This window comes from Agrobacterium sp. RAC06, from assembly GCF_001713475.1.
Classification (GTDB): domain Bacteria; phylum Pseudomonadota; class Alphaproteobacteria; order Rhizobiales; family Rhizobiaceae; genus Allorhizobium.
The window spans coordinates 4,602,643-4,627,525 of record NZ_CP016499.1 but is presented as its reverse complement, the minus strand read 5'-3'; the positions used below and the strand labels follow the sequence as shown (position 1 = coordinate 4,627,525).

Genomic DNA, 24,883 nt, shown 5'->3' with positions numbered 1-24,883 from the left:
CCTTTCCGGCGGCTCGACAGGGAAAATCAACAAAACAAGCCGTTCAACGGCGTATTTATCACCGATCTTCGCAGATGTAGGACGTCACGCCCGAGAAACAAGAGGCAAAACCCGCAAGAGCCGAGTCATGTCGCGGTGAGAGACTCACTCTTGACACCCGTCAAGAACCAGACCCGCATCAACCCCTTGCCCTTGACATCGATCTCACCACGCAGCTCGAAATCGAAACGGCTCTCCAGGCGCTGCTTCAGGCAGTCGGCAACCTGGATACGACCGGCAACGCCATGGGATTCCATATGCGCCGCCGTATTCACCGTATCGCCCCAGACATCGTAGAGAAGCTTGTTAGTCCCGATCACGCCAGCCACCACCGGCCCCGCATCAAGGCCGATGCGAACCTCCACCACCTCGCCCACCTGTTCCGAAATCCTGCGACAGCAGGCGATGATATCGAGCGCCATCAGGGCGACGGCTGTCTCGTGATCCGGCTTCGGTTCGGGAAGGCCGCCGGCCACCATGTAGGCATCGCCAATCGTCTTGATTTTCTCCAGGCCATGCGCGTTGGCAATCGCATCGAATTGCGAGAAGACACGCCCGAGGAAGGCAATGACCTGTTGCGGCTGCCAGCGTGCCGCCCTCGGCGTGAAATCGACGATATCGGCAAACAGGATGGTGGCAGACGGGATCTGGTCGGCCACAACCTGCGTCCGGTGATCGCGAAGCCGGCTGGCCACTGCCTGCGGCAGAATATTCTGCAGCAGCCTCTCCGAGAATTCGTGTTCTGATTCCAGCGCCATCTCCGCCTGGGCGGCTTCCTTGAAGGCAAAGAAGGAGGTGGTAAAGATCAGCAGGAAGGCAAAGGGGACCGTCAGGTAGTAGAGCGTATTCAGAAAAATCGGCTCGACCCGGATGAAATCAAGCGGCGCCACGAAGAGGATTTCGGTCGCAAGGAAGGCAGCCAGTCCGACAATGGTGACAAAGGCGGAAAGCAATAGCCGCTCTGCCCCGAAAACGAGCATGGAAGCCGCCGCGCCGGGCAGAAAATAGAAATGCAGCCCCGAGTCCCGGCCGAAGAACATGCAGTAGCCGATCCCGAAGATCAGCCAGATCGTGCACAGGTAAAGCGCCCCAGAAATCGGTCCGTAGCGGTGAAAATAGGGGGTCAGCGCGTAGAAGATCACCTGCGGAGAAAAGGCGATGATCGCCGGCAGCAGGCCATACCAGTCATAGGCCACGTAGAGCAGCACATAGGGAATGGTCATCAGGCTGACCATCGCGGCGATGATGTTGGTGACGGCGAGCCTGCGACGAATACGCGGCGGATAACCGGCGGTTCCGATCCTTGCCACCCACCAGACGGCATTCGGCAGGCGCCAGAACGAGCGGAGCTTGCGCCCGTTGCGGGCTATGAAATCGAACTCGTGCTGCGCCACTCTTGTTTCCGGTAACAATGGAACAGGACCTGAATCCCCCATTTGCCGCCGCCGTGCAACAGGTTTATGCAAACGATTACATCAGCCGTGTCCGGTCGCCGGCCCCTTGACGCGTCCAGACATCACGCCAAAGCCATCGATGATCGCTTCCTGGTTTTCCATGCGCGTCACCTCGAGCTGCACCTCATGCAAGGCGCTGATCACCTGCTCGATGCGCGCGCCATCGTCAGTTTCGGTCGCTTCCGCAATCTCCCGCTCCAACTCCATGCGCTGACGTTTCAAGGCCCTTGCCCGCTTGTAAAGCGCGAGCGCCTGGCGATAGCCCTCACGGGCATCCTCGGACGCAGCAATTTCCGTGGCGATCCAGAGCCGCGCATTGCGGATCTGCTGATCGAGACTACGCAGCAGCGTGCCGTGACCGTGGGCCTCGAGCTTCTGGATCAGGATTTCGCGGCTGAGCGCAGGGCCTGCTTCCGCCACAGCCGTCAGCAGCGACGACCACAGTTTCTGTAATCCCGCATGCTCGTAATCGATCGCGGCAACCTCATCATACTCGCCCTCGAGAAGCTGCGGATGATTGACGATGGTCAGCGCCAGCACGCTTTCCCTGAGCGTCGGCTGATCGAGCGCGCCGCGCACGAGGCCTGATCGCGCCAGCCGGTCCGAAATCGTACCCCTGCTTGAGGCAACGGGCCCCGGAGGACGTCCGCCGCCATTTCGGGCACCCTGCCCCTGCCCGCGGCTGCCGCCCTGGAAATTGCCACGCTCTCCGCGGCCGGGCTGACTGCCCTGGAAGAAGCCATAGAGGCGGTCACGCACATCCTGCTGATAGTGGCGACGGACGTTTTCGTCGGCAATGACGTTGACGATCTGCTTGAGCTTCGCTTCGAGTTCGGCGCGCTTTTCAGGTGTATCGAAGCCGCCGGACTGCGTTTCGCGCATCCAGACCATTTCGGCGAGCGGACGAGCCTCCGTCAGCACACGGTCGAACGGCTGGCGCCCATCGCGCTTGACGAGATCATCCGGATCCTTGCCGTCGGGAAGCATGGCGAACCGGAGCGACTGCCCCGGCTTGATGTGTGGCAGAGCCAGATCCACCGCCCGGAACGCTGCCCGCTGGCCCGCGCCGTCACCATCGAAGCAGAGGACCGGCACCGGCGTCGTCTTCCACATCAGCTGCAACTGGTTTTCGGTCAGCGCCGTGCCGAGCGGCGCGACAGCGTTCTCGATCCCGGCCTGGTAGAGCGCGATCACGTCCATGTACCCTTCGACCGCAATCAGGGTATCTGCGCCGTCAGCCCCCTGCATCGCCCGGCGAGCGCGGGAGAAATTGTAGAGAACATTGCCCTTGTGAAAGAGCTCCGTCTCGTTGGAATTGAGATACTTCGCCATCGCATCGGCCGCCATGGCACGCCCGCCGAAAGCGATGACCTTGTCACGCGACGACAGGATAGGGAACATGATGCGATCGCGGAAGCGATCATAGGAGACCGGGATATCAGGGCCGTGCACGACGAGCCCGCAGGCCTCGATCTGCTCCTTCGGCACCCCCTTGGAGGCCAGATACTCTTTCAGCGCATTGCGGCTTTCCGGCGCATAGCCGAGCCCGAAGGTCTCGATGGTCCGCCCAGAAAGGCCACGCTCGCGCAAGTAAGCTCGCGCCCGCGCGCCGTTCGCCGTCTGCAATTGGTCCTGGAAGAACTGCGTCGCCATCTCCATGACGTCCTGCAGCGTCGTGCGTTCCCGCTCTCGCCGCTCCGCTTGCGGATCTGGCTGCGGCATCGCAATCCCGGCCATATCGGCCACCTGCTGCACCGCCTCAACGAAGCTCAGTCCTTCAAGATCTGTCAGGAAACGGAAGTGATCGCCGGAGACGCCGCAGCCGAAGCAATGATAGCGGCCCTTGCGATCTTCGCAGTGAAAGCTTGGGCTCTTCTCGCCATGGAAGGGGCAGCACGCCCAGTAGTCCTGCCGCGACACATTGGTCTTCTTGCGATCCCAGGTCACGCGGCGGCCCACCACGGCCGAAATCGGCACGCGGTCACGGATCTCGTCGAGGAAGTCGCTGGAAAAACGCATCGGTGTCCTTGGGAAGCTGATCCTCCATATAGGCACCCACTGGCCAGAGCGCCAAGGCTTTCGCGCGGAGTGCCCGTTATTCACAGAGGTTGAACATCATGACGTTTGTATATACACTTGTAGCCGACGGATACGAGAGCCGCTGCCATGCGAAGCCTGGACGACATTCCGCAGGAAGAATGGGCCTTCGAGTGGGACGAGGTTAAACGGATCAGCAATCGCCACAAGCATGGAATCGACTTCGATGACGTTGTCTTGGCACTGGCCGAACCTCGCCTTGAAACACAGACCCTGACCAACGGTGAAGTGCGGATTCTTGCGACTTGCCCGGAAAGCGGCCGATTGATTACCGCCGTCTACACCATGAGAGGAAACGTCTGTCGGATCATATCCGCCCGCGTTGCGAGAAGAAATGAGCGAAGAGAATATCACGCGCACTACCATCTCTGAGATTCTGGAAAAACGGGCGCGCGGCGAAAAAAGCCAGACCGACTGGGCGCGCGTCGATGCGATGACCGACGAGGACATCGAACGCGCCATGCGCGATGATCCGGACTGGAAGGATCACATGGACATCGACTGGTCCAAGGCCAGGATGGTGATCCCGGACAAGAAGAAGCCGATCTCGATCCGCCTCGATCCCGACATCATCGATTTCTTCCAGGCGACCGGAAAGGGCTACCAGACCCGCATCAACGCGGTCCTGCGCCACTTCGTCGACGAGCAGAAGCGCTCGAAACCCTGAAACGCAAGACGCCGCCCGGAGGCGGCGTCGAACACATGTGAATGAGGCAAGGCAGTTACTTCAGGAGGTCCTTGACCACGCCCGAGGCCTTGCCGAAGTCCATCTGGCCGGCATAACGTTCCTTAAGCGCATTGATGCACTTGCCCATGTCGCGCAGGCCTTGTGCCCCGGTTTCGTTGATCACCGCAGCGCAGAGTTCACGCACTTTCTCTTCCGAGAGCTGCTCGGGCATGAAGGACTTGATGATGACGATTTCCTCGCGCTCCTGGGCAGCGAGTTCCGGGCGGTCGTTGTCGGCATAGATCTTGGCGGATTCGTCCCGCTGCTTGATCATCTTCATCAGGATCTGCATGATCTCGTCGTCGCTGACCGGATCCTTGCCGGCACCGCGATGCGCAATGTCCCGGTCCTTGATCGCGGTCTGGATCAGACGCACGGTCGACGTCCGACGGACATCCTTGGCCTTCAGGGCTTCTTTCAGCGAGTTGGCGAGCGTGTCGCGTATCATTTTCTTCTCCGGGGAGCGGCCGCTTCGCTCTTGGCGATTGTGGCTTTTCCGTGTTTGTTGAGTGGTTCTCATAGCCAGACATTTGCTGCGGCGCAAACGAATTGAGCAAACCCTTGAAACGGCTTGGGAGAAATCCGTCCCGGAAACAACTCCGGAATTGACCTCTCCCTGCGATGCGTCTATTGCTCGGCACCTGCACGCAAATTGTCATCAGGGCCGAAAACGCGCGACTTCGCGCGCCCTCGATCTACAACATAAATGGTCCTGCGAAACCGCTCCGACAAGGGGCCGGTACGCGGGCGAACAAGGAACAACCATGACCGCGACAGCCCCCTGGACGACCCGCAAGCCGACCGCCCTCCTCGTTCTCGCCGACGGCACCGTCATCGAAGGCCACGGAATCGGCGCGACCGGCAAGGTCCAGGCCGAGGTCTGCTTCAACACGGCACTCACCGGATACGAGGAAATCCTCACCGATCCCTCCTATCTCGGCCAGATCGTCACCTTCACCTTCCCGCATATCGGCAATGTCGGCACCAATGACGAAGACATCGAAGACCTGACGCCGGCAGCCCGCCACGGCGCGGTCGGCACGATCTTCAAGGCCGATATCACGGAGCCTTCAAATTATCGTGCCGCAAGCCATCTCGACGCCTGGCTGAAGGCCCGCGGCATCATCGGCCTCTCGGGCATCGACACCCGCGCCCTCACCGCCTGGATCCGTGAGAATGGCGCCCCGAATGCCGTCATCGCCCATGACCCGAACGGCGTCTTCGACATCGAGGCGCTGAAGGCCGAAGCCAAGGCCTGGAGCGGTCTCGAAGGCCTCGATCTCGCCAAGGTTGCGACCTCCGGCCAGTCCTCCGTCTGGAACGAGAAAGTCTGGTCCTGGACCGAAGGCCACACGACTCTCGGTGCGGACGACGCCAAGTACCACATCGTCTGCGTCGACTTCGGCGTGAAGCGCAACATCCTGCGTCTCTTCGCCGGCCTCGACTGCAAGGTCACGGTCGTGCCCGCCACCACCTCGGCCGAAGACATCATGGCGCTGAACCCGGATGGCGTCTTCCTGTCGAATGGTCCGGGAGATCCGGCAGCAACCGGCGAATATGCCGTGCCTGTCATCCAGAAACTCATCAAGACCGACAAGCCGGTCTTCGGCATCTGCCTCGGCCACCAGATGCTGGGTCTGGCACTCGGCGGCCAGACCGAGAAGATGCACCAGGGCCATCACGGCGCAAACCATCCGGTGAAGGACTTCACCACCGGCAAGGTCGAAATCGTCTCGATGAACCACGGCTTCGCGGTCGACTCGAAGTCGCTGCCGGAAAGCGTTGAAGAGACTCACGTTTCGCTGTTTGACGGCACCAATTGCGGCCTGCGCCTCAAGGGCAAGCCGGTCTTCTCCGTGCAGCACCACCCGGAAGCCTCACCCGGCCCGCAGGACAGCCACTACCTTTTCCGCCGCTTCATCAACATGGTGCGCGAAACGAAGGGCGAACCGGCACTCGCCGAACGCTGAGACGCTTCAATCAGACTGGATATTGGCGGCCCGGGTTCATGCCCGGGCCGTTTGCATTTCATGCCGGACCTTCAGGTAGAAACGAAGGCTCAGCATGACGGCAGCGCTCGCAAGCCCAAGGCAGAAGCCGTACCAGATGCCGATACCACCAATCCCGAGCGGGAAGGCCATGAGCCAGGCGAGGAAGAAGCCGATCGGCCAGTAGGAAACGAGCGCCAGGATCATCGGTACGCGCGCATCTTTCAGCCCGCGCAAGAGCCCAGCCGCAATTGCCTGCAACCCGTCGACCAGCTGGAAAAGCCCCGCGACCATGACGAGCGGCCCCGCATAGGCCAGCACCTCGGCGGCGGCCGGGGCATTCTCGTTGATAAACGCGGCAGACAGTTGATTTGGCACGAGCAGGAACAGGATTGCGCCCGAAAGGGACATCAGACCGGCAATGCCAAGCACCGTGATCGATGCCCGCACCAGCTCCGGATAATTGCCCCGTCCATGCGCAAGGCCGATCCGAACGGTTGCGGCTTGCGCCAATCCAAGCGGCAGCATGAAGGCGATCGAGGCGAGCTGCAGTGCGATGCCATGGGCGGCCAGTTCGATCGTGCCGATCCGCCCCATCAAGAGCGAGGCAGCGCTGAACAGGCTGACTTCCGCAAGCACTGTGACGCTGATCGGCATCCCGAGATGCAGCACTTCGCGAAACGCCTGCCAGTCCGGCCGCCAGAAGCGCACGAAGAGCTCGTAACGCCGCGTCTCGTCCCGGGTCTGGATGTAGATCACCATGGCGACGAAGCTCACCCACTGCACGATGACCGCAACGATCGCCGCCCCGGTCATGCCGAGCGCCGGCAGCCCGAAGTGCCCGAGCACCAGCGCATAGGCGAGGATCGCATTGAGGACCAGGATGCCGAGCGTCACCCACAGCACGATCCGGGCCCGGCCCGTCGCACTGACCAGCGCACGCAAGACGGCAAAGAGCAGGGCCGGAAGCAGGCCGAGCTGGATGATGAAGACATAGTTTGCAGCAAGGCTTGCCACCTCGGGCTTTTGCCCCAAGGCGAGCAGGATCGCCTCCGCATTGAAGAACAGCGGCATCGTCAGGATCACGTAGAGGATAGAGACCCACATGCCCATGCGGATCGAGCGACGGACAGAGACGACGTCACCGCGTCCATATGCCTGAGCGACCATGGGCATGACAGCCATGGAGAAACCGGATCCGAAGATGAAGATCGTGAAGAAGAACTGCCCGGCCAGCACCATGGCTGCGAGCGGTACCGCTCCAAGCTGACCGACGATGACCACATCCGTGGTGTGAATGCCGAGTTGCGCCAGCTGCGCGCCGATCAGGGGAATACCGAGCGACAGTGTCGCCCGGATATGCGACATCCAGGAGCCGGCGCCGACAGGCGCATGGCTTGAGGTTTCGATCGTGACAGCATCGGTGTGCATGGCTTTATTCCAAAGAAAAAAGCCGCTTCCAGAGCGTACTGGTGAGCGGCATGTCACATCGGGATAAGCGGCAACCTGCAATCCAGCAAGACGAAATCGACAACCTGCAAAATTATTGCGCGATACATCAGCAAGATTGATGAAAATCAGGGCTTAAACATCAGATCCGAACCGAAATCCTCTCGAAAAACAGGGGAAGTTGCCTGTTGCCGCGCAAAACGGCCTTTCTTACGGCCGCAAACCGCCCATAGGGTCAACTCTCTATTTCTCGATCACCAGGACGGATGAAGCATGTGGGAACTGATCTGGCGCGGCTCCATCATCGGGATCGGCGCAACACTTGCCATGGACCTCTGGGCCATGTTTCTGACGCTCGCCTTCCGCCAGCCGAAGGCCAACTGGGCTCCCGTCGGACGTTGGTTCTATCACCTTAAATTCGGCACGGTGTTTCATCAAACGATCGCAGATGCTGCACCCTACCGCCACGAACAGGCACTTGGCTGGATCGCGCATTATGCCGTCGGCATTGCCTACGGGATCATCCTCGTCCTCGCGCTCGGCTCAAGCTGGCTTGCCGGACCAACCCTGCTGCCGGCCTGGATCTGGGCGATTGCCACTGTTGCGGCCGGCTGGTTCCTGCTGCAGCCGGGCCTTGGGCTCGGCTGGGCCGCCTCGAAGACGCCGAACCCGAACAAGGTCCGCGCCCTCAATCTCTTGGCCCATACCGCCTTCGGTCTCGGCCTGTGGCTGACCGCACTGCTGATCCGCTGAAAGAACCGGCGCGTCAGATCGCGCCGGAGAAGGTGTCGCAGGCACCGACATTGCCGCTGTCATAGCCACGCTTGAACCACTTCATCCGCTGCGCAGACGTGCCGTGATTGAAGGCGTCGGGCACGACATAGCCCTGGCTGCGCTTCTGCAGGGTGTCGTCGCCGATCTGCTGTGCGGCATTCAACGCTTCCTCAAGGTCACCGTCGGAAAGGATACCCTCCTTGTCGGCGGATTTGGCCCATATCCCGGCATAGCAATCGGCCTGCAGCTCGACGCGCACCGACATCTGGTTTGCCTCGCGCTGCCCCATCGAGCGGCGCTGGCGGTTGAACTCCGGGAGAACACCGGTGAGGTTCTGCACATGATGCCCGACCTCATGCGCGATCACATAAGCCTGGGCGAAGTCGCCGGCCGCATCGAACTGCTGCTCAAGCTGGTCGAAGAACTCCGTGTCGAGATAGACCTTGCTATCGGCAGGGCAATAAAACGGACCGGTGGCTGAGGACGCCTGGCCGCAGGGTGATGACGTCGAGCCAGCAAAGAGCACAAGGGTCGGCTCCCGATAGCGTTCGCCGGAGGCCGTAAAGATTGCATTCCAGGTGGTCTCGGTCTCCGCCAGAACCGTCCGCACGAAGGCCGTGGTGTCATCACTGGACTGCCCCTGAGGACGCTGGCCGATCGATTGCTCGTAACCCGATCCGGCGCCCCCGACATTGCCCTCACCAAGAACCTGCAGCATGTCGATGCCCATGGCCTTCAACACGAAGTAGATGACAACAAGGAAAATGATGGTGCCGAAGCTCAAGCCACCGCCGCGCCGCCCGCCCATCGGGAGTTGAATGCCGGAGCGCCCGAACGGGTTGCGGCCAAGGCCACCGGAGGACTGCCCACGCCGGTCCTCGACATTGTTCGACTGTCGCCGGCCTCGCCATTCCATGATGTTGTCCCTCCACGCATCTGCCCCTGACAATGAGAAGATAGCCGAACTGTTCCACGACACCAGCGGCAAGTCGCGTGTTTCAGGTTCCCGGCCTGAAATGCCGGGGGGACTTGCGCAACCACCACTGAAGCGCCGCCACGAGGAAGAGTAGCAAACCGATCGCAAACAGATGCCCCTGCCCCTGTCCTTCGCCGAACAACAACTTGTGCATCAGCCGTCCGGGAAGCAGCGTGAAGGCCCCGGCTGTCAGCAGTGCAAAACTGTAGAGGTTGCCCACATGCCGGCGGTGTTCGGCGATGCGCCCCGCACGTGCTGCCGCCACCGCTTGCCAGCTGCCGATCAGTGTGAAGACAGACAAGATGTGGATGGGACTGAAGCCAAAATAGAGCCGCAGTGACTGAATGAAGAAGCTGGAGAGTGCAGTGATCACCATCATCCCGATCCAGAGCCGCCCGAGAAGCCGGTGCGGGCCAGTTCCCTTGCGGCCGACCAGCAGGGTAGCGCCCAGGAGAAGGGCAAAGACGGCTGAGGCGACATGGATCTGGATGGCGAGGGAAGACTGCGTCAGCAGAGAAATCGACATGGGGCTTGCCTTGGAGAAGATCGCGGTTTCAATGGTTCGTGTCCCGCTGTTCGCTCGCAAGGCGCCGCGAGACAAATGCTTTGCCGTCGATGTCGAGAGAAATTCGTGAACAGCACCACCCTGCAGTCTGCGCTTCGTGAATGGACCATGCTCATCAGCGCGCCGCGCCTCTGGGCAACATTCGCCATCGTGGTTTCGGTCTTCGTGGCGATCGGCCCATCGGGCACGATGGAGGACATGGGCGTCCTCGAACGCGCCGCCTTCTGGACGCTGTTGCATGGAGCCGCATGGACGATCGCGATTGTCGTCATCACGCTGGCGGAGATTTCGTTTGCCGGACGACTGCACAGCACCCCTCTGCTGCTCGCCATCAATGCCCTGATCGCCGCACCCTTCGTCGCTGCTGCGGTGGAGCTGATCCGTTGGTCATGGCTAGGCGCTGCGCCAAGCCTTCCAGCCTATGGCCGCCAGCTCGTCGTCTGCCTTCCACTCTCGGTGCTCTTCAGTCTCCTCACGCATCTGACGCTGTCGGCCACCACTCCCGAACCAAAATCAGGTAGCGACGCAACGGCTGCGCTCAAACCGCCGAATGATGCGGCCGAGCCAGCGCCGCTGACTGCTCGCCTCAAGCCGGAAATGCGCGGTCCGCTTCTGCATTTGACCGTGGAGGATCACTACACCGTCGTCACGACAACCCGTGGCCGGCAGCTTCTTCTCTTGCGCTTTTCCGATGCCTTGCGCGAAATCGGCACGACCGATGGCGTTCAAACCCATCGATCCCATTGGGTCGCGGCGAGCCATGTCACCGGCCTGGAAAGAGACGGCAGCCGTCTTTTCCTGCGGTTGACCTCTGGCGCCACGGTGCCTGTCAGCCGCAGCTTCACAGAAACCGTGCGCACGCGTTTCGGCAGAAGCTAAGCCGTTTCAGCTCTTGGCGTAACCGTAGTCCCCGCCTCGCGACAGCGCGCGTTGATAGGCGGGGCGCGCGCGGATCCGCTCGATCCAGCCTTTCAGCACGCTCACATCCTTGCCACCGGCAATCCGGGTCAAACCGGCTTCGACCGGAAAGCTCATCGCGATATCGGCCGCCGAGAATTCCCGGCCCGCGAACCAGCCGTCCTTGCCGACTTCGTTGATCCAGAGGTCGAGATGGTCGGAGAGCTGCGGGTCGAGCAGTTTGCGCGACACGCCCTGGCTGATCATTTTGGCCACAGGCCGGATGAAGAAGGGTACCTGCCCCGGAATGCGCGCAAAGATCAGCTTCATCACCAGAAGCGGCATGGCCGATCCTTCGGCATAATGCATCCAGTATCGATAGCGCAGCCGCTCCTCGGTGCCGGCGGCAGGCCGCAACCCCTCCCCGCCATAGGTCTCGACCAGATATTCCATGATCGCACCGCTTTCCGCGACAACGCGCCCCCCATCCTCGATGACCGGCGACTTGCCGAGCGGATGCACCGCCTTCAGCTCCTTCGGCGCGAGGTATTCCTTCGTCCGATGATAGACCTTGACCTGATAGTCGAGGCCAAGCTCCTCGAGCAGCCAGAGAATGCGGTGGGCGCGCGAGTTGTCGAGATAGTGGACGGTGATCATCAGAGACGGCCCTTTGATTGTCGTTGCTTGAACTGTCTAGCGACCAGCCCGACCGCCGTCGAGGCTGACAGCTCAACTTTGTCGGTGATGGGAAGACAGATCGCACGCGCTGACGGCTTGGCAGCCCTGATCCTGCATGCAAATCTGCAAAGGCAGACAATACTTTGGGAGGAGTGACTGATGAAGGCGATGCGACTGGAGGCGACGGGCCAGCTTTTCACACGGGAGGTGGAAAAGCCAAAGGCCGGACCGGATGATATCTTGGTGCGCGTCGAAGCCTGCGGCGTCTGCGGCACCGACCGGCATCTCTACCACGGTGAATTCCCCTGCACGCCACCGGTCACCCTCGGCCACGAATTCAGCGGCATTGTCGAAGAGATCGGCAGCGCCGTCACCGGCTTCAAACTCGGTGATCGCATCACGGGGGACCCGAACATCGCCTGCGGTCGCTGCAGCCACTGCGTCAACGGCCGGGTAAATCTCTGCCGGAACCTCAGAGCCATCGGCATTCACCGCGATGGCGGTTTCGCCGACTATGTGGTCGTTCCACACCGTCAGGCCTTTCTCCTGCCGCCAGACCTCGACCCGATGCACGGCGCCTTTTGTGAACCGCTTGCATGCTGCCTGCACGGCATCGATCTCGCCGAGATCAAGGCCGGCTCTTCTGTTGTCGTGCTCGGCGGTGGCGTCATCGGCCTCCTCACGGTACAGCTCGCCCGCTTGGCAGGCGCAGCCACGGTCATCCTCGTGACCCGTCAGGCCGCACGCCGCAAGCTCGCCGAAGAGCTCGGCGCAACCGCCAGCGTCGACCCTGCCGCAGGCGGTGTCGTCATGCAGATCTCCGGCGAGACCGGTCTCGTTCCCGGCGGCGTGGACGTTGTCCTCGAATGCGCAGGCGTCGGCGAAACGGTCATTCAGGCGACGAAGCTCGTCCGTCCGGGGGGCACCGCCGTCATCCTCGGTGTGATGGCGCAAGGGGAAAAAGTGGCGATCGAGCCCTTCGACCTGCTCTTCCGCGAGGTCAAGCTGGTCACCTCCTTCTTGAACCCCTTCACCCACCGCCGCGCAGCCGACCTGATCGCCTCGGGCAAAATCGAGGTCGAGAAGCTGATCTCGCGTAAGGTCTCGCTCGACGATGCGCCCGATGTGGTCAGCAATCCGCCGCAACCGGGCGAGGTCAAGGTGCTCGTCGTGCCCGGCCTGTAAGCGGGGCGGTCAGAGCGGCGGGCGTCTGTCCTTCCAGGGTGCCGCCTGCTCGAGCTGGCCGGCAAGCGCAAACAGCGTGTCTTCGTCGGCGAAACGACCGACGAACTGCATCCCGATCGGCAAGCCCTCGGGCGACCAGCCCGTTGGAACCGACATGGCCGGCTGGCCGGTGACGTTGAAGACAGGTGTCCAGGGAATGAACTCGAAGGTCTGGGCAGCCAGCTGCTCGGCAATCCCGAGCTTCTTCAACAGCCTGCCGCCGCCGACATAGCCGAGTACCGTCAAGAGTTTCTTCTCCACGGCACTCGGCTGCAGGGCACCGATCTTGACCGGCAAGGTCGACAGCACCGGTGTCATCAGTACGTCGACATCCTCGAAGAAACCGAGGATGGAGCGGGCCGACAGCGTGAGATAGCGATGCGCGGTGATCAAGTCAGACGCGGTGAAACCCTCTCCGAGGAGCCCCATGCCAAAGGAGGACGCATCGTAGTCGCCGGGACGGATCTTTACCCCGAAGGTCTTCGCCGTGAACTCGATGTCGGCGCGCAGCTCCCCGGCAAGAGCCGTCAGGAAGGCCATGGAAAAGGCGTCGCGCTCCACAGGAGGCGCCGCCTCGATCACCTCGTGACCGAGATCGGCCAGAAGCTTCACCGTATCATTGAAGGCAGCCACCACCTCCGGCGCCACGGCCTTGCCGAGCATCGGCTGGCGCGACACCGCGATCTTCAGCTTTCCGGGCGCGCGCTGGCAGGCATCCAGGAATGTGCCTTCCTGCGGCGGCAGCGGATGAGGCGAACCGCGATCCGCTCCATGCGTCGCGTCAAGGACAGCGGCGCTGTCGCGCACCGAGCGCGTCAGCACATGCTCGATGGCAAAACCGGACCAGGCCTCGCCGATGAAGGGTCCGGCCGGTGTTCGTCCGCGCGTCGGCTTCATGCCGAAGACGCCACAGGCAGACGCCGGGATGCGGATAGACCCGCCCCCGTCGCCACCCGACGCAATCGGCACCATGCCGGAGGCTACCGCCGCACCCGATCCGCCCGATGAGCCGCCTGGGGTGCGCGTGAGATCCCAGGGATTGCGTGTCGGGCCATTGGCGCCTGGTTCGGTATAGGGTGTCAGGCCAAACTCAGGCGTGTTGGTGCGCCCGGCGATGACGAGGCCGGCCGTCTCCCATCGGCTCACCAATTCGCTATTGCCCTCTGCGACCCGCGTTGCCCAGAGCCGATTGCCATTGCCCGTCGGCACACCGTCAATCTGCGCCAGGAGGTCCTTCACCAGAAACGGAACACCGGAAAACGGGCCGTCCGGCAATCCCTTCGCGACCCGCTGCTGCGCCCGATCGAAAAGCGGTCGGACAACCGCATTCAGCTCCGGATTGACCGTCTCGATCCGCGTTACCGCCGCCTCAAGCACCTCGCCAGCCGAAACCTCTTTGCGCTTGATCAGGTCGGCCAGCGCCAATCCGTCGAAGTCAGCATACTCCCTGAACACTTTCACTCCCCCACTGCCGACTCGTTTGATGGCCCTCACCTTCCGGTCAAACCACACGCCGATCAAGCAAGATCGGATCTAGCGGCCCACCCGAATATAAACACCTACTTAACCATGCAGGGGTAATCTCACCCTGAAAGGCCGGAACAACACCGGCGCGGTGGACGCTGTTTGCCGCAACGAAGTCATAGGCTCATGAGGGAACGGCCCATGTTATTCAAATCTGCAACCAGCAGGAACATCTTCGCGACGGTGGCACTCGGCGTCGTGACGACCATCGGCGTTGCCGCGACAGTGGTGGGCGTCAGCTATGGTACGATCCGTGGCGCCGGTATCGACAAGATGCAGACAGCTGCGTCAGAGGCCGCAGCAGAGGTGAACAAGACGCTCAGCGTCGCACACCAGATGGTCGTCGGCATGGAAGCCTCGATTGCCGCCCTGCGTGCCAAGGGACTGGCCGACCGCGACACAGCCATGGCCGTCATGACGACCACCTTGGAAGGCTTCCCCGGCGCCATCGGCGTTTCGAGCGGCTGGGAACCGAACGCCTTCGACGGGAAGGATGCAGACTTCGTCGGCAAAGCGGCCCACGATCAGACCGGCCGCTTCATGCCCTACATCTACAGGTCGGGTGGAACGATCAAGAGCGACGTGCTCGTCGATTATGACAAGCCAGGCGCCGGCGACTACTACATCCTGCCCGTTACGACAGGAAAAACGGTTCTGCTCGAACCCTACGTCTACCCGGTCGACGGCAAGGACGTCCTGATGACGACGATCTCGATCCCGGTGATGGAGAACGGCAAGGCACTCGGCTATGTCGGCGCCGATATCGACCTCGACAAGACGGCTGCCGATCTCGGGGCAAAGCGCCCTCTTGGCGACGGCTACATCGCCCTCCTCTCCTCCGCCAACGCCTTTGTCAGCCATCCGGATAAGGCGGCCATGGGCAAGGCGCTGAAGGACAGCGGTCTGGACGCAACCGCATGGGAGAGCCTGCTGAAGTCACCGGGTTCGGTCGGCACCATGATCGACAAGGACGGCATCGAGCGCATGGCCATTGCAGTCCCGATTGAACCCTTCCCCGGCGCCATCTGGAACGTCGTGGTCGCCGTCCCGAGCGCAACCGTGCTCGGTGTCCTGACGGAGACCCTCTGGACCTCCGCTCTCATCATAGCCGGCGCAACCATCATCCTCATTGTTGTCGGCTGGCTGCTCGCCCGCCGCTTCATCGGTCGCATCAATCGCGTCATCGGCCAGACCACCGACATTGCTGCCGGCCGCCTCGACGTCGAACTGACCGACAAGGACCGTCAGGACGAGTTGGGGGATCTCTCCCGCTCGCTCGCCGTCCTCCTGGAGAGCAATCGCAAGAAGGTCGCGCTCGAGAAGGAGGCGGAAGCCCGCTACGAACTCGAAGAGGTCGAACGCGTCGAACGCTCCAAGGGGCACAAGGCCCGCGAAGAGGAAATCCGCTTCGTCGTCGACGAACTGCGCGCCGGCCTCGCCCGCCTGTCGGATGGCGACATGACTGTCCGGCTCGACAAGGCCTTCTCGCCGGCGCTCGACGAAATCAGGGGCAACTTCAACGATTCGATCGAGAAGCTGCGCGCCGCGATGATCTCGTTTCGCGACAACGCGACCACCATCGAGAACGGCTCGAACGAAATCCGCTCGGCAGCCGACGATCTTGCGCGCCGCACCGAACAGCAGGCGGCTTCCGTCGAGGAGACGTCCGCGGCCCTTTCGCAGATCACCCGCTCCGTCAAGGAATCGACCCAGCGCGCCGAAGAAGCCGGCCAGCAGGTCAGCCGCACCAAGGAAAGCGCCGAACGCTCCGGTGAGGTCGTTCGCTCAGCGGTCGATGCGATGAGCGCCATCGAACAGTCGTCACAGTCGATCTCCAACATTATCGGCGTGATCGACGAGATCGCCTTCCAGACCAACCTGCTGGCGCTCAATGCAGGCGTCGAGGCAGCCCGCGCAGGCGAAGCCGGCAAGGGTTTTGCCGTCGTCGCCCAGGAAGTCCGCGAGCTTGCGCAACGCTCCGCCAATGCCGCAAAGGAAATCAAGACCCTGATCACGGCCTCCGGCGAACAGGTCAAGCACGGCGTCTCGCTTGTCGACCAGACCGGCGAAGCCCTCTCGGCCATCGTCGCCGAAGTGCAGCAGATCAACACCAACGTCCATGCGATCGTCGAGGCCGCACGCGAACAGTCGACCGGCCTTCACGAGATCAACTCGGCCGTCAACATCATGGACCAGGGCACCCAGAAAAACGCCGCCATGGTCGAGGAAACCAATGCCGCGTCCCACACGCTCGTGTCGGAAGTGCAGGCCCTTTCGGCCCGCCTCGCCCAGTTCAATCTGGGCTCGACCCCGCACGCATCGGCAGCGACTCATGCGCTACGGCCCCACAGCGCTCCGGCGTCATCCGCCAGCCGTTCCGCGTCCCCTGCCCGTCCGTCGCCTGTCAGCGAAGCTGCCCGTCCGGTAACATCCCCGGCGCGTGCGCTGGCCGGAAAGATCGCCTCGGCCATGGGCGCGAAGCCCGCCCCGAGTGGCGCCGAGTGGGAAGAATTTTGATCGCGCAGGCTCGTCCTGATGCAAGGGATGGCGGGCTCCGGCCCGCCATTTTCGTTTCCGCTTTGCGGTTCACTTCGGCTCGAAGACGAGAAGCTCTTCAAAGTGGTTCATGTCGTCGAAGGCACAGAATGCCGGTGCCCTAAGCTCGATCACCGGCGCGCGCCGACGGATCTGCGTTGTGACTTCGTCGAGAAACGGCACCCAGGCCGCCATGGTCTGATCGTCGAAGCGCTCGATCATGTAGGCGAAGGTGATGTGGAAGACATAGGTCTCGTGATCCGGATGCCGGTAGCCGAGCAGATCCGCCAGGCGGTTCCGCCAGTCTTTCAGGATTGCCCGGTCGCGTTCCGTCACACCATCAAGCGTCAGGCCATTCGGGGTGGCATGCGTCACCTCCACGGCGAAGGTGTCACCTGGCTCGAAGCGCGCCAGGCGATCGATGAAGAGCCCCGTCATGTCGTCGACTGGCGTTTCCACCGGCACGTCTGACGGCCAGTAGGGCAGCGCCCGCCGCGTCTCGATGATCCCCTGAAAGAGGGTCATGTGCAGGCTGGAGGCGGCCGTGAAGGCGAGCTTGTCGGCACCGGGCATCTGCGTGAACCGCGAACGTGCATCGGTGATCGCAGCCGCCGCTTCGGACCCCTCGAAGAGGTGGCACACGACGGTGTTGCCGCGTTCGCGAAGGAAGGTGCCGGCGGTGTCGTAGCGTTGCCCGAGATGGGGGATCGGGCCCGACATCAGATTGCGGGCGAAAGGAACAAGACGGTCGGGAAGATCTGAGAAAACGTGGGTCGACATGGCATCCTCTGGTTATGGATGCCATTGCGATTAGCAATCGGCTGCAAACGGAGTATGACGATTGCGACTGCGAGCCTCAACGATTGTTCCGCCAGCGCTCCTCGAGTGCATAAACTCAGCTCAATCTTTTCCGTCGATCAGCACGGCTTGCGGGGATCGGAACTGACTACGGGCTTCCCAGCTTTTCAGTAACCCATGGGCGAGCGCGACCACCACGACCGACACGTAACCATCGATGGCATAATGCCAGCCGAGATAGACCGAACTTACGACAATCAGCATGGTGTAAGCGGCCGCCAGCCAAGCCAGCTTCGGAAAACGATCCGACAGGAATAGTGCGTTCATCGTGATCAACCCCACATGCACGCTCGGAAATGCCGAGATCCCCGAACCAAAGCCGGCGCTCCCGTTTTCATAGATCCGCCACAGATAGAGCTGGAACGACCGAGCCTGGCCGTCTGCGAGGAATGCCAATTGGTCTGCGAAGCGGGAATCGTCGCCGGTAACTTCCCCGTAGAAGGCGGGGCCCGCAGACAGGAACAAACCGGCCAGCACATTGCCGCAAAAAACCCATACGAACATGAACATCAGCATGTATCTAGTCCGGATACCGTCTGCCCAGGCCGAGGTGGCGACGAAGAACAGCGATGCAAAGCAGATCACGAACCATAGGACGCTGTAGTTCCATTCAAGGATCGCCAGGACGATGGGGTGGCCTGCCAGTGGATAGAGCAGTCGCCAAGGGTCGTAGCCAAAATGGATATAGCGGTCGATGTCGGCATGCAGCGTGTCGTAGCGGAAGCCGTCAGCCAGAATCGGCAGCATGTTCTTGAGAGAAGTGAAGCTTCCTTGAAAGATCATCAGGGCCATGAGCAGAACCATCCCTGCAAACAGCCTGGCGAGCCGCTTCGCCCCGAAGAAGCGCCGATAGGCGCGGCCCCGGTTGCCGCCAAACCGATGGATCCCCCAGACAAGATCGAACGTGATCGCCATCATCGGCATGAACCAGAGAAAAAGTAGCGGCCATTGTACGAAATAGAGAGTGTGGGACGACTGGTCCCAACGGCCGTAAAACTGCAGCACTCCGAAGCAGATGAGCGTGTAAATTGCCACGCAAGCATACACGGCACCATCGCAGCGCATATGCGCCAGCATTTCTCGCCAAAGAGCGAGTAGGCGGCTTTTGACAGTGGTATTCTCAGGAGCTGAAATCATCAGCAATGATAAGCATTCTTTTGCTGAAAATTCCGTAATCGACGGCGCGTCAGGCGCCTACGCGGGACCGGTCGTGATGCCCCTTCGCCGCACGCTGATCGAGTCTCGCCAACGCCATTCGGACAGCGACGCGATTTCCTGTCGGAATCGTCAATTTCGGGGTTCCTTCCCGGCCAACATTTCCCTATAAGCCGCTTCTAGCCTGAAAAGACCATCTCTCTGCGCCCGGCCGGTGACCTCCCTCACCCAGGCCGGTTTTTCGCGCAGGTCAAAGAACGGATAGAGCCCATGCCCAAGCGCCAAGACATCAAGTCCATCCTCATCATCGGCGCGGGGCCGATTGTCATCGGCCAGGCATGTGAGTTCGACTATTCCGGCACCCAGGCCGTCAAGGCGCTGAAGGAAGAAGGATACCGGGTCATCCTGGTGAATTCCAACCCGGCGACCATCATGACCGATCCGGGTCTTGCCGACGCCACTTACGTCGAGCCGATCACGCCTGAAGTCGTCGCCAAGATCATCGCCAAGGAGCGCCCCGATGCGCTGCTCCCGACCATGGGCGGCCAGACGGCGCTGAACACCGCGCTCTCCTTGAAGCGCATGGGCGTGCTCGACCGCTACAATGTCGAGATGATCGGCGCCAAGCCCGCCGCCATCGACATGGCAGAAGACCGCGCCCTCTTCCGCGAAGCCATGACCCGCATCGGGCTGGAAACCCCGAAGTCGATGCTCGCCAACGCAACCGAGATCAAGGACGCCGACCGCAAGACGCATGAAGCCGCCCGCAACGAGCTGAAGGCGAAACTGTCGGGCGCCGAACTCGACAAGGCCCTCGACGAGCTCGAGAACCAGTGGAACCTTGGCGAGACCGACCGCAAGCAGCGCTACATGGGTCATGCCATGGCGATTGCCGCCCAGGCCCTCGACCATGTCGGCCTGCCCGCCATCATCCGCCCGTCCTTCACCATGGGCGGCACCGGCGGCGGCATCGCCTATAACCGTTCGGAATTCTACGAGATCATCAATTCCGGCCTCGACGCCTCTCCCACCACCGAAGTGCTGATCGAAGAATCGGTCCTCGGCTGGAAGGAGTATGAAATGGAGGTCGTCCGCGACAAGGCGGACAACTGCATCATCGTCTGCTCGATCGAAAACATCGATCCGATGGGCGTGCACACCGGCGATAGCATCACGGTCGCACCGGCGCTGACGCTGACGGACAAGGAATACCAGATCATGCGCAACGCCTCGATCGCGGTTCTGCGCGAGATCGGCGTTGAGACGGGCGGCTCGAACGTGCAGTTCGCCGTCAACCCGGCCGATGGCCGCCTTGTCGTCATCGAAATGAACCCGCGCGTTTCGCGCTCGTCGGCGCTTGCTTCGAAGGCCACCGGCTTCCCGATTGCCAAGATCGCTGCCAAGCTCGCCGTAGGCTACACGCTGGACGAACTCGAAAACGACATCACCGGCGGCGCGACACCGGCCTCCTTCGAGCCGTCGATCGACTACGTCGTCACCAAGATCCCGCGTTTTGCATTCGAAAAATTCCCCGGTGCCGAACCGACGCTGACCACCGCGATGAAGTCGGTCGGCGAAGTCATGGCGATCGGCCGCACCTTCGCCGAATCGCTGCAGAAGGCGCTGCGCGGTCTCGAAACGGGTCTCACCGGCCTCGACGAGATCGAGATCCCGGGCCTTGGTCAGGGCGACGACAAGAACGCCATCCGTGCCGCCATCGGCACGCCGACGCCCGACCGTCTGCGCATGGTTGCCCAGGCCCTTCGCCTCGGCATGTCGCCGGAAGAAGTCCACGAAGGCTGCAAGATCGATCCGTGGTTCATCGCCCAGTTCAAGGCGATCACCGACATGGAAGCCCGTGTTCGCGAGCATGGCCTGCCGCAGCATGCCGAAAACCTGCGCACCCTGAAGGCCATGGGCTTCTCCGACGCTCGCCTCGCCTCGCTGTCGGGCAAGCGCCCGAAGGAAGTCGCAGAACTCCGCAACGGGCTGAACGTCCGCCCGGTCTTCAAGCGCATCGACACCTGCGCTGCCGAATTCGCCTCGCCGACGGCTTACATGTATTCGACCTACGAGACGCCTTTCGTCGGCGAACTGCGCTCGGAAGCCCAGGTCTCTGACCGCAAGAAGGTCGTCATCCTCGGCGGCGGCCCGAACCGTATCGGCCAGGGCATCGAGTTCGACTATTGCTGCTGCCATGCCGCTTTCGCCCTGAAGGATGCAGGGTTCGAAGCGATCATGATCAACTGCAACCCGGAAACCGTGTCGACCGACTACGACACCTCCGATCGCCTCTATTTCGAGCCGCTGACGGCCGAAGACGTGATCGAGATCCTGCGCGCAGAGCAGGAAAAGGGTGAAGTCGTTGGCGTCATCGTCCAGTTCGGTGGCCAGACCCCGCTGAAGCTTGCCGAAGCGCTGGAAAAGAACGGCATCCCGATCCTCGGCACCGCGCCCGACATGATCGACCTCGCCGAAGACCGCGACCGCTTCCAGAAGCTGCTGATGAAGCTCGACCTCAACCAGCCGAACAATGGCATCGCCTACTCGGTCGAGCAGGCCCGCCTCGTGGCCTCCGAAATCGGCTTCCCGCTGGTCGTGCGCCCGTCTTACGTGCTCGGCGGCCGCGCCATGCAGATCATCCATTCGGAATCGATGCTGCAGTCTTACCTGCTCGACACTGTCCCGGGTCTGGTCCCAGAGGATATCAAGCAGCGCTACCCGAACGACAAGACCGGCCAGATCAACACCCTGCTTGGCAAGAACCCGCTGCTTTTCGACAGCTACCTGACCAACGCCATCGAAGTCGACGTCGACGCACTCTGCGACGGCGAGAATGTCTTCGTCTCCGGCATCATGGAGCATATCGAGGAAGCCGGCATCCATTCGGGCGATAGCGCCTGCTCGCTGCCCTCGCGTTCGCTCTCCAAGGCAACGCTCGACGAGCTGGAACGCCAGACGGCCGCCATGGCCAAGGCGCTCAATGTCGGCGGCCTGATGAATGTCCAGTACGCCATAAAGGACGACGTGATCTACGTTCTCGAAGTGAACCCGCGCGCCTCGCGCACGGTGCCCTTCGTAGCCAAGACCATCGGCGCCCCGATCGCGAAGATCGCCGCCCGCATCATGACCGGCGAAAAGCTCGACGACGCGATCGCCGCTTATGGCGAAAAGCCCGATCCGCGCAACCTGAAGCACATCGCAGTCAAGGAAGCCGTCTTCCCGTTCGCGCGCTTCCCCGGCGTCGACACGCTGCTTGGACCGGAAATGCGCTCGACCGGCGAAGTCATCGGCCTCGACACGGACTTTGCGCTCGCCTTCGCCAAGAGCCAGCTCGGAGCATCCGTCGAACTGCCGCGAGATGGCACGGTCTTCGTCTCGGTCCGCGACGAGGACAAGGCCCGCGTCCTGCCCGCGATCCAGATCCTCACCCAGATCGGCTTCAAGGTCATGGCAACGGGCGGCACGCAGCGCTTCCTCGCCGAAAACGGCATCGACGCGATCAAGATCAACAAGGTGCTTGAGGGACGTCCACATATCGAGGACGCGATCCGCAACCGTCAGGTCCAGCTGGTCATCAACACGACCGACGGCAACAAGGCGATCTCGGACTCGAAGTCGCTTCGCCGCGCCGCCCTGATGCAGAAGGTGCCCTACTACACGACCATGGCAGGAGCCCTGGCGGCCGCCGAAGCCATCCGGGCGCTGAAGAGCGGCCAGCTCGAGGTTCGCCCGCTTCAGAGCTACTTCTGAGGCGCACGAAATGAGCAAGCCGCTCCACTTCACCGCGCACGCAAAAACGGTGATATTGGAGCGGCAACTCGAATTCGACTGGATAGAGCGAACGGTTCGCAATCCAGATTGGTCTGAAAGCGATCCATCAGGCCTACCGACGGAACGACGATTTGGCCGTATTCCTGAACGCGAAGACCGCATCTTGCGGGTAATCTGCTTGGAAAGCGAAACAGAAATCCGTATCATAACGGCGTTTCTCGATCGCAACGCACGGATGCCGAGATGAAGCCCAGACTGGAATATGATGCAGCTGCCGACGCTGCCTATATTCGTTTTTCCACGGAGGCCGTCCTGGAGAGCGAAGAGGTCTCCGAAGGCATCATGCTTGACTACGACCGCGATGGTCGGATCGTCGGTCTCGAAGTGCTCAATGCACGCGCCAATCTGCCGGCCGCTGCACTCGAAGATGCTGCTTGAGCCCTTGAAGATATCAGGATAATCTTTGCTTTAAGGACGAAGTCAACGCTGGAAAAGCGTGACTGCCGCCTATCTATTATCCGGTTGATGATAGTGGTCCGGCACCGGAGGCAGGCTTCCCGTCATGTTTCTCGATCTCAAGAATTACACGCCGCCGCCAGAGCCACCACCGAGCCGGGGGCCGCAGCCACTGACACCGCGCCAGCAGAAGGCGCTGGCCTGGATCGTCGGGTTAAACATCATCCTGCTGTTCATCGCGCCCATCGGTGGGGCAACGGTCATTTCGGGATTGCTCGCATTCTTCAACTAACCAAGCCGAATCTCGACGCGTTCAGGCCTGCCGCTTCTGCTTGGCGAGGATGGCGAAGGCGATGCCGCCAATGACGAAAGCTGCCGCCACGACAAAATGCAGCGTCAGCCTCTCATTGAGGAAAAGGATGGCACCGAGCGCCGCAATCACCGGGACGGACAGCTGAATGAGCGCCGCCTGGAAGGTGGTGAGCCCGCGCAACGCCCTGTACCAGATGGAATAGCCTAGGCCGGAGGCAACGATGCCAGAGCCGAGTGCAAGAAGGATGCCCGCGAGCGTCGCCGTCTCGTAAAGCAGCGCAAAACCCGCCAGCGGCAGACAGAACACGGAAGCTCGTACAAAATTGCCGGCGGTCTCGCCGATCGGATCGCGTGAGCCTCGACCGCGCAGCGTATAGACAGCCCAGGCCATGCCCGAGGCGATCATCAACAGGCTGCCAACGAGATCCGGTCGTCCCACGCCGGGCAGGATGAGATAGACGAAGGCGCCGAAAGCGATCGCAAACCCGATCACCTCCCTCAGGCTTGGCCGATCGCCCTTGAAAAGTCCGAAGGCCAGCATGCTCGCCTGGACGGAAGAAAAGAGGATCAGCGCCCCGGTCGCAGCACCAAGCGAAAGATAGGCCGCGGAGAATGCGATGGCATAAACGAAAAGAGCCGCAGCCGCCCACCAGTCCCCCGGCAGGCGTCTGTCAACCGATGCGGACTGAAGCGGCCCGCGTCGCATCAGGCCGTAAAGCACAAGCGCGCCGGAGACGATCCGGACAGCGGTATAGCCTGCGGCCTCGATCGACACTGTCCCCAGCGCTTCTCGCGCCAGAAGCGAATTGGCGGCGAAGGCCAGCATGGCGATGGCGGTCAGTACGAATGTCGAATGCAACTGAAATACCCCTCCTGAACCCTGCCGTGTCGCGAGACTATCCGGCCGGGTCTGCCACGTGTTAAACGCGAAGCCCCCCACATTGGCAAGCTGTGATCGTCTGGAGGTTTTTGATGGAAAAGCTGCACATTGTCACCGAACGTATCTTCGACGTTCCGGCCGAAACCCTCTTCGCCGCCTTTTCCGATCCGGCAACCCTTGCCCGCTGGTGGGGACCGCACGGCTTCACCAACGAAATCACCCATTTCGACTTTTCGCCCGGCGGTGACTGGCTGGTCACCATGACCAATTCCGACGGCACCGGCTTTGCCAATCACTGGACCTTTCAGGCGATAGAACCGCCGTCACGGATCCTGGCGCTCCACCATGAGCCGATGCATGTCTTCACGCTCGAAGTGACGTTCGCCACGGAGGCCGAGGGAACACGCATGACCTGGCTTATGCAGTTTGACGACACGCCGGAAAACCGCGAAATCGAGCGCTTTATCGCAGCCGCCAACCAGCAGAACTTCGACCGACTAGAGGCTGACCTCGGTCTCTGA

At 61.7% G+C, this 24,883-nt stretch carries 23 protein-coding genes; 12 read left to right on the top strand and 11 right to left on the bottom strand.

Annotated features, from left to right (window positions below; translation table 11 throughout):
- Positions 1-125: 125 nt before the first annotated feature.
- Complete coding sequence (locus BSY240_RS21930; protein WP_069043745.1) at positions 126-1,433, bottom strand: adenylate/guanylate cyclase domain-containing protein; 1,308 nt, start codon at positions 1,431-1,433, stop codon at positions 126-128.
- An 81-nt stretch (positions 1,434-1,514) separates the two neighbouring features.
- Positions 1,515-3,512, bottom strand: coding sequence for a DNA primase (dnaG, locus tag BSY240_RS21925; protein ID WP_069043744.1), 1,998 nt, complete (start codon positions 3,510-3,512; stop codon positions 1,515-1,517).
- A 147-nt stretch (positions 3,513-3,659) separates the two neighbouring features.
- Between dnaG and BSY240_RS23785 the strand changes: the two genes are divergently transcribed.
- Positions 3,660-3,962, top strand: a complete 303-nt coding sequence (locus BSY240_RS23785; RefSeq protein ID WP_083229703.1) for a BrnT family toxin — start codon at positions 3,660-3,662, stop codon at positions 3,960-3,962.
- A complete protein-coding gene (locus tag BSY240_RS21920; protein ID WP_054151566.1) occupies positions 3,925-4,257 on the top strand; it encodes a BrnA antitoxin family protein in 333 nt (110 codons plus the stop codon). Before BSY240_RS23785 ends, BSY240_RS21920 begins: the two co-directional genes overlap by 38 nt.
- A gap of 55 nt (positions 4,258-4,312) precedes the next feature.
- Here BSY240_RS21920 and BSY240_RS21915 read toward each other — a convergent pair whose 3' ends face one another.
- A complete protein-coding gene (locus BSY240_RS21915) occupies positions 4,313-4,765 on the bottom strand; it encodes a GatB/YqeY domain-containing protein (protein ID WP_054151565.1) in 453 nt (150 codons plus the stop codon).
- A 316-nt stretch (positions 4,766-5,081) separates the two neighbouring features.
- Between BSY240_RS21915 and carA the strand changes: the two genes are divergently transcribed.
- The gene (gene carA, locus BSY240_RS21910) at positions 5,082-6,287 is read left to right on the top strand and encodes a glutamine-hydrolyzing carbamoyl-phosphate synthase small subunit (RefSeq protein WP_069043743.1); all 1,206 of its coding nucleotides are present in this window, start codon (positions 5,082-5,084) and stop codon (positions 6,285-6,287) included.
- Between the two features lie 36 nt (positions 6,288-6,323).
- Here carA and BSY240_RS21905 read toward each other — a convergent pair whose 3' ends face one another.
- Complete coding sequence (locus BSY240_RS21905; RefSeq protein ID WP_069043742.1) at positions 6,324-7,736, bottom strand: MATE family efflux transporter; 1,413 nt, start codon at positions 7,734-7,736, stop codon at positions 6,324-6,326.
- Between the two features lie 291 nt (positions 7,737-8,027).
- On the opposite strand from BSY240_RS21905, the gene BSY240_RS21900 reads away from it, so the two are divergent.
- Positions 8,028-8,507 carry a DUF2938 domain-containing protein gene (locus tag BSY240_RS21900; RefSeq protein WP_054151562.1) on the top strand — a complete coding sequence of 160 codons (480 nt, stop codon included), beginning with the start codon at positions 8,028-8,030 and terminating at the stop codon, positions 8,505-8,507.
- A 13-nt stretch (positions 8,508-8,520) separates the two neighbouring features.
- On the opposite strand, the gene ypfJ is transcribed toward BSY240_RS21900, so the two are convergent.
- Positions 8,521-9,444 (bottom strand): KPN_02809 family neutral zinc metallopeptidase, encoded by a 924-nt coding sequence (gene ypfJ / locus BSY240_RS21895; protein ID WP_054151561.1) that lies wholly within the window; start codon positions 9,442-9,444, stop codon positions 8,521-8,523.
- 82 nt (positions 9,445-9,526) lie between these two features.
- On the bottom strand, positions 9,527-10,030 hold the full coding sequence (locus tag BSY240_RS21890; protein ID WP_054151560.1) for a DUF2306 domain-containing protein: 504 nt from the start codon (positions 10,028-10,030) through the stop codon (positions 9,527-9,529).
- Between the two features lie 105 nt (positions 10,031-10,135).
- On the opposite strand from BSY240_RS21890, the gene BSY240_RS21885 reads away from it, so the two are divergent.
- Positions 10,136-10,948, top strand: a complete 813-nt coding sequence (locus BSY240_RS21885; RefSeq protein WP_069043741.1) for a LytTR family DNA-binding domain-containing protein — start codon at positions 10,136-10,138, stop codon at positions 10,946-10,948.
- A gap of 6 nt (positions 10,949-10,954) precedes the next feature.
- On the opposite strand, the gene BSY240_RS21880 is transcribed toward BSY240_RS21885, so the two are convergent.
- Positions 10,955-11,623, bottom strand: coding sequence for a glutathione S-transferase family protein (locus BSY240_RS21880; RefSeq protein WP_069043740.1), 669 nt, complete (start codon positions 11,621-11,623; stop codon positions 10,955-10,957).
- A gap of 180 nt (positions 11,624-11,803) precedes the next feature.
- Here BSY240_RS21880 and BSY240_RS21875 point away from each other — a divergent pair, with 180 nt between their 5' ends.
- Positions 11,804-12,829 (top strand): zinc-dependent alcohol dehydrogenase family protein, encoded by a 1,026-nt coding sequence (locus BSY240_RS21875; RefSeq protein WP_069043739.1) that lies wholly within the window; start codon positions 11,804-11,806, stop codon positions 12,827-12,829.
- Between the two features lie 9 nt (positions 12,830-12,838).
- Here BSY240_RS21875 and BSY240_RS21870 read toward each other — a convergent pair whose 3' ends face one another.
- Positions 12,839-14,323: an amidase gene (locus tag BSY240_RS21870; protein WP_069043738.1), complete on the bottom strand. Its 1,485-nt coding sequence runs from the start codon at positions 14,321-14,323 to the stop codon at positions 12,839-12,841.
- Positions 14,324-14,533: 210 nt separating this feature from the next.
- On the opposite strand from BSY240_RS21870, the gene BSY240_RS21865 reads away from it, so the two are divergent.
- Positions 14,534-16,909 carry a methyl-accepting chemotaxis protein gene (locus tag BSY240_RS21865; RefSeq protein ID WP_069043737.1) on the top strand — a complete coding sequence of 792 codons (2,376 nt, stop codon included), beginning with the start codon at positions 14,534-14,536 and terminating at the stop codon, positions 16,907-16,909.
- 69 nt (positions 16,910-16,978) lie between these two features.
- Here BSY240_RS21865 and BSY240_RS21860 read toward each other — a convergent pair whose 3' ends face one another.
- Positions 16,979-17,707 (bottom strand): DUF1868 domain-containing protein, encoded by a 729-nt coding sequence (locus tag BSY240_RS21860; protein WP_069043736.1) that lies wholly within the window; start codon positions 17,705-17,707, stop codon positions 16,979-16,981.
- Positions 17,708-17,827: 120 nt separating this feature from the next.
- Positions 17,828-18,922, bottom strand: coding sequence for a phosphatase PAP2 family protein (locus tag BSY240_RS21855; protein WP_236759395.1), 1,095 nt, complete (start codon positions 18,920-18,922; stop codon positions 17,828-17,830).
- Between the two features lie 288 nt (positions 18,923-19,210).
- Between BSY240_RS21855 and carB the strand changes: the two genes are divergently transcribed.
- From carB to BSY240_RS21840, 4 genes are all read left to right on the top strand, one after another.
- Complete coding sequence (gene carB / locus BSY240_RS21850) at positions 19,211-22,693, top strand: carbamoyl-phosphate synthase large subunit (protein ID WP_069043734.1); 3,483 nt, start codon at positions 19,211-19,213, stop codon at positions 22,691-22,693.
- A gap of 10 nt (positions 22,694-22,703) precedes the next feature.
- Positions 22,704-22,961: a DUF4258 domain-containing protein gene (locus BSY240_RS23780; protein WP_083229700.1), complete on the top strand. Its 258-nt coding sequence runs from the start codon at positions 22,704-22,706 to the stop codon at positions 22,959-22,961.
- Complete coding sequence (locus BSY240_RS21845) at positions 22,958-23,152, top strand: DUF2283 domain-containing protein (protein ID WP_069043733.1); 195 nt, start codon at positions 22,958-22,960, stop codon at positions 23,150-23,152. Before BSY240_RS23780 ends, BSY240_RS21845 begins: the two co-directional genes overlap by 4 nt.
- A 124-nt stretch (positions 23,153-23,276) precedes the next feature.
- Complete coding sequence (locus tag BSY240_RS21840) at positions 23,277-23,462, top strand: hypothetical protein (protein ID WP_054151550.1); 186 nt, start codon at positions 23,277-23,279, stop codon at positions 23,460-23,462.
- A gap of 21 nt (positions 23,463-23,483) precedes the next feature.
- Here BSY240_RS21840 and BSY240_RS21835 read toward each other — a convergent pair whose 3' ends face one another.
- Positions 23,484-24,341 (bottom strand): DMT family transporter, encoded by an 858-nt coding sequence (locus BSY240_RS21835; RefSeq protein WP_083229699.1) that lies wholly within the window; start codon positions 24,339-24,341, stop codon positions 23,484-23,486.
- A gap of 113 nt (positions 24,342-24,454) precedes the next feature.
- Between BSY240_RS21835 and BSY240_RS21830 the strand changes: the two genes are divergently transcribed.
- Positions 24,455-24,883 (top strand): SRPBCC domain-containing protein, encoded by a 429-nt coding sequence (locus BSY240_RS21830; RefSeq protein WP_069043732.1) that lies wholly within the window; start codon positions 24,455-24,457, stop codon positions 24,881-24,883.

Coding starts and splice junctions, on each gene's coding strand:
- dnaG (WP_069043744.1), bottom strand. CDS start 3,512: ATGCGTTTTTCCAGCGACTTCCTCGACGAGATCCGTGACCGCGTGCCG.
- BSY240_RS23785 (WP_083229703.1), top strand. CDS start 3,660: ATGCGAAGCCTGGACGACATTCCGCAGGAAGAATGGGCCTTCGAGTGG.
- BSY240_RS21920 (WP_054151566.1), top strand. CDS start 3,925: ATGAGCGAAGAGAATATCACGCGCACTACCATCTCTGAGATTCTGGAA.
- BSY240_RS21915 (WP_054151565.1), bottom strand. CDS start 4,765: ATGATACGCGACACGCTCGCCAACTCGCTGAAAGAAGCCCTGAAGGCC.
- carA (WP_069043743.1), top strand. CDS start 5,082: ATGACCGCGACAGCCCCCTGGACGACCCGCAAGCCGACCGCCCTCCTC.
- BSY240_RS21905 (WP_069043742.1), bottom strand. CDS start 7,736: ATGCACACCGATGCTGTCACGATCGAAACCTCAAGCCATGCGCCTGTC.
- BSY240_RS21900 (WP_054151562.1), top strand. CDS start 8,028: ATGTGGGAACTGATCTGGCGCGGCTCCATCATCGGGATCGGCGCAACA.
- ypfJ (WP_054151561.1), bottom strand. CDS start 9,444: ATGGAATGGCGAGGCCGGCGACAGTCGAACAATGTCGAGGACCGGCGT.
- BSY240_RS21890 (WP_054151560.1), bottom strand. CDS start 10,030: ATGTCGATTTCTCTGCTGACGCAGTCTTCCCTCGCCATCCAGATCCAT.
- BSY240_RS21880 (WP_069043740.1), bottom strand. CDS start 11,623: ATGATCACCGTCCACTATCTCGACAACTCGCGCGCCCACCGCATTCTC.
- BSY240_RS21875 (WP_069043739.1), top strand. CDS start 11,804: ATGAAGGCGATGCGACTGGAGGCGACGGGCCAGCTTTTCACACGGGAG.
- BSY240_RS21865 (WP_069043737.1), top strand. CDS start 14,534: ATGTTATTCAAATCTGCAACCAGCAGGAACATCTTCGCGACGGTGGCA.
- BSY240_RS21860 (WP_069043736.1), bottom strand. CDS start 17,707: ATGTCGACCCACGTTTTCTCAGATCTTCCCGACCGTCTTGTTCCTTTC.
- BSY240_RS21855 (WP_236759395.1), bottom strand. CDS start 18,922: ATGATTTCAGCTCCTGAGAATACCACTGTCAAAAGCCGCCTACTCGCT.
- carB (WP_069043734.1), top strand. CDS start 19,211: ATGCCCAAGCGCCAAGACATCAAGTCCATCCTCATCATCGGCGCGGGG.
- BSY240_RS23780 (WP_083229700.1), top strand. CDS start 22,704: ATGAGCAAGCCGCTCCACTTCACCGCGCACGCAAAAACGGTGATATTG.
- BSY240_RS21845 (WP_069043733.1), top strand. CDS start 22,958: ATGAAGCCCAGACTGGAATATGATGCAGCTGCCGACGCTGCCTATATT.
- BSY240_RS21840 (WP_054151550.1), top strand. CDS start 23,277: ATGTTTCTCGATCTCAAGAATTACACGCCGCCGCCAGAGCCACCACCG.
- BSY240_RS21830 (WP_069043732.1), top strand. CDS start 24,455: ATGGAAAAGCTGCACATTGTCACCGAACGTATCTTCGACGTTCCGGCC.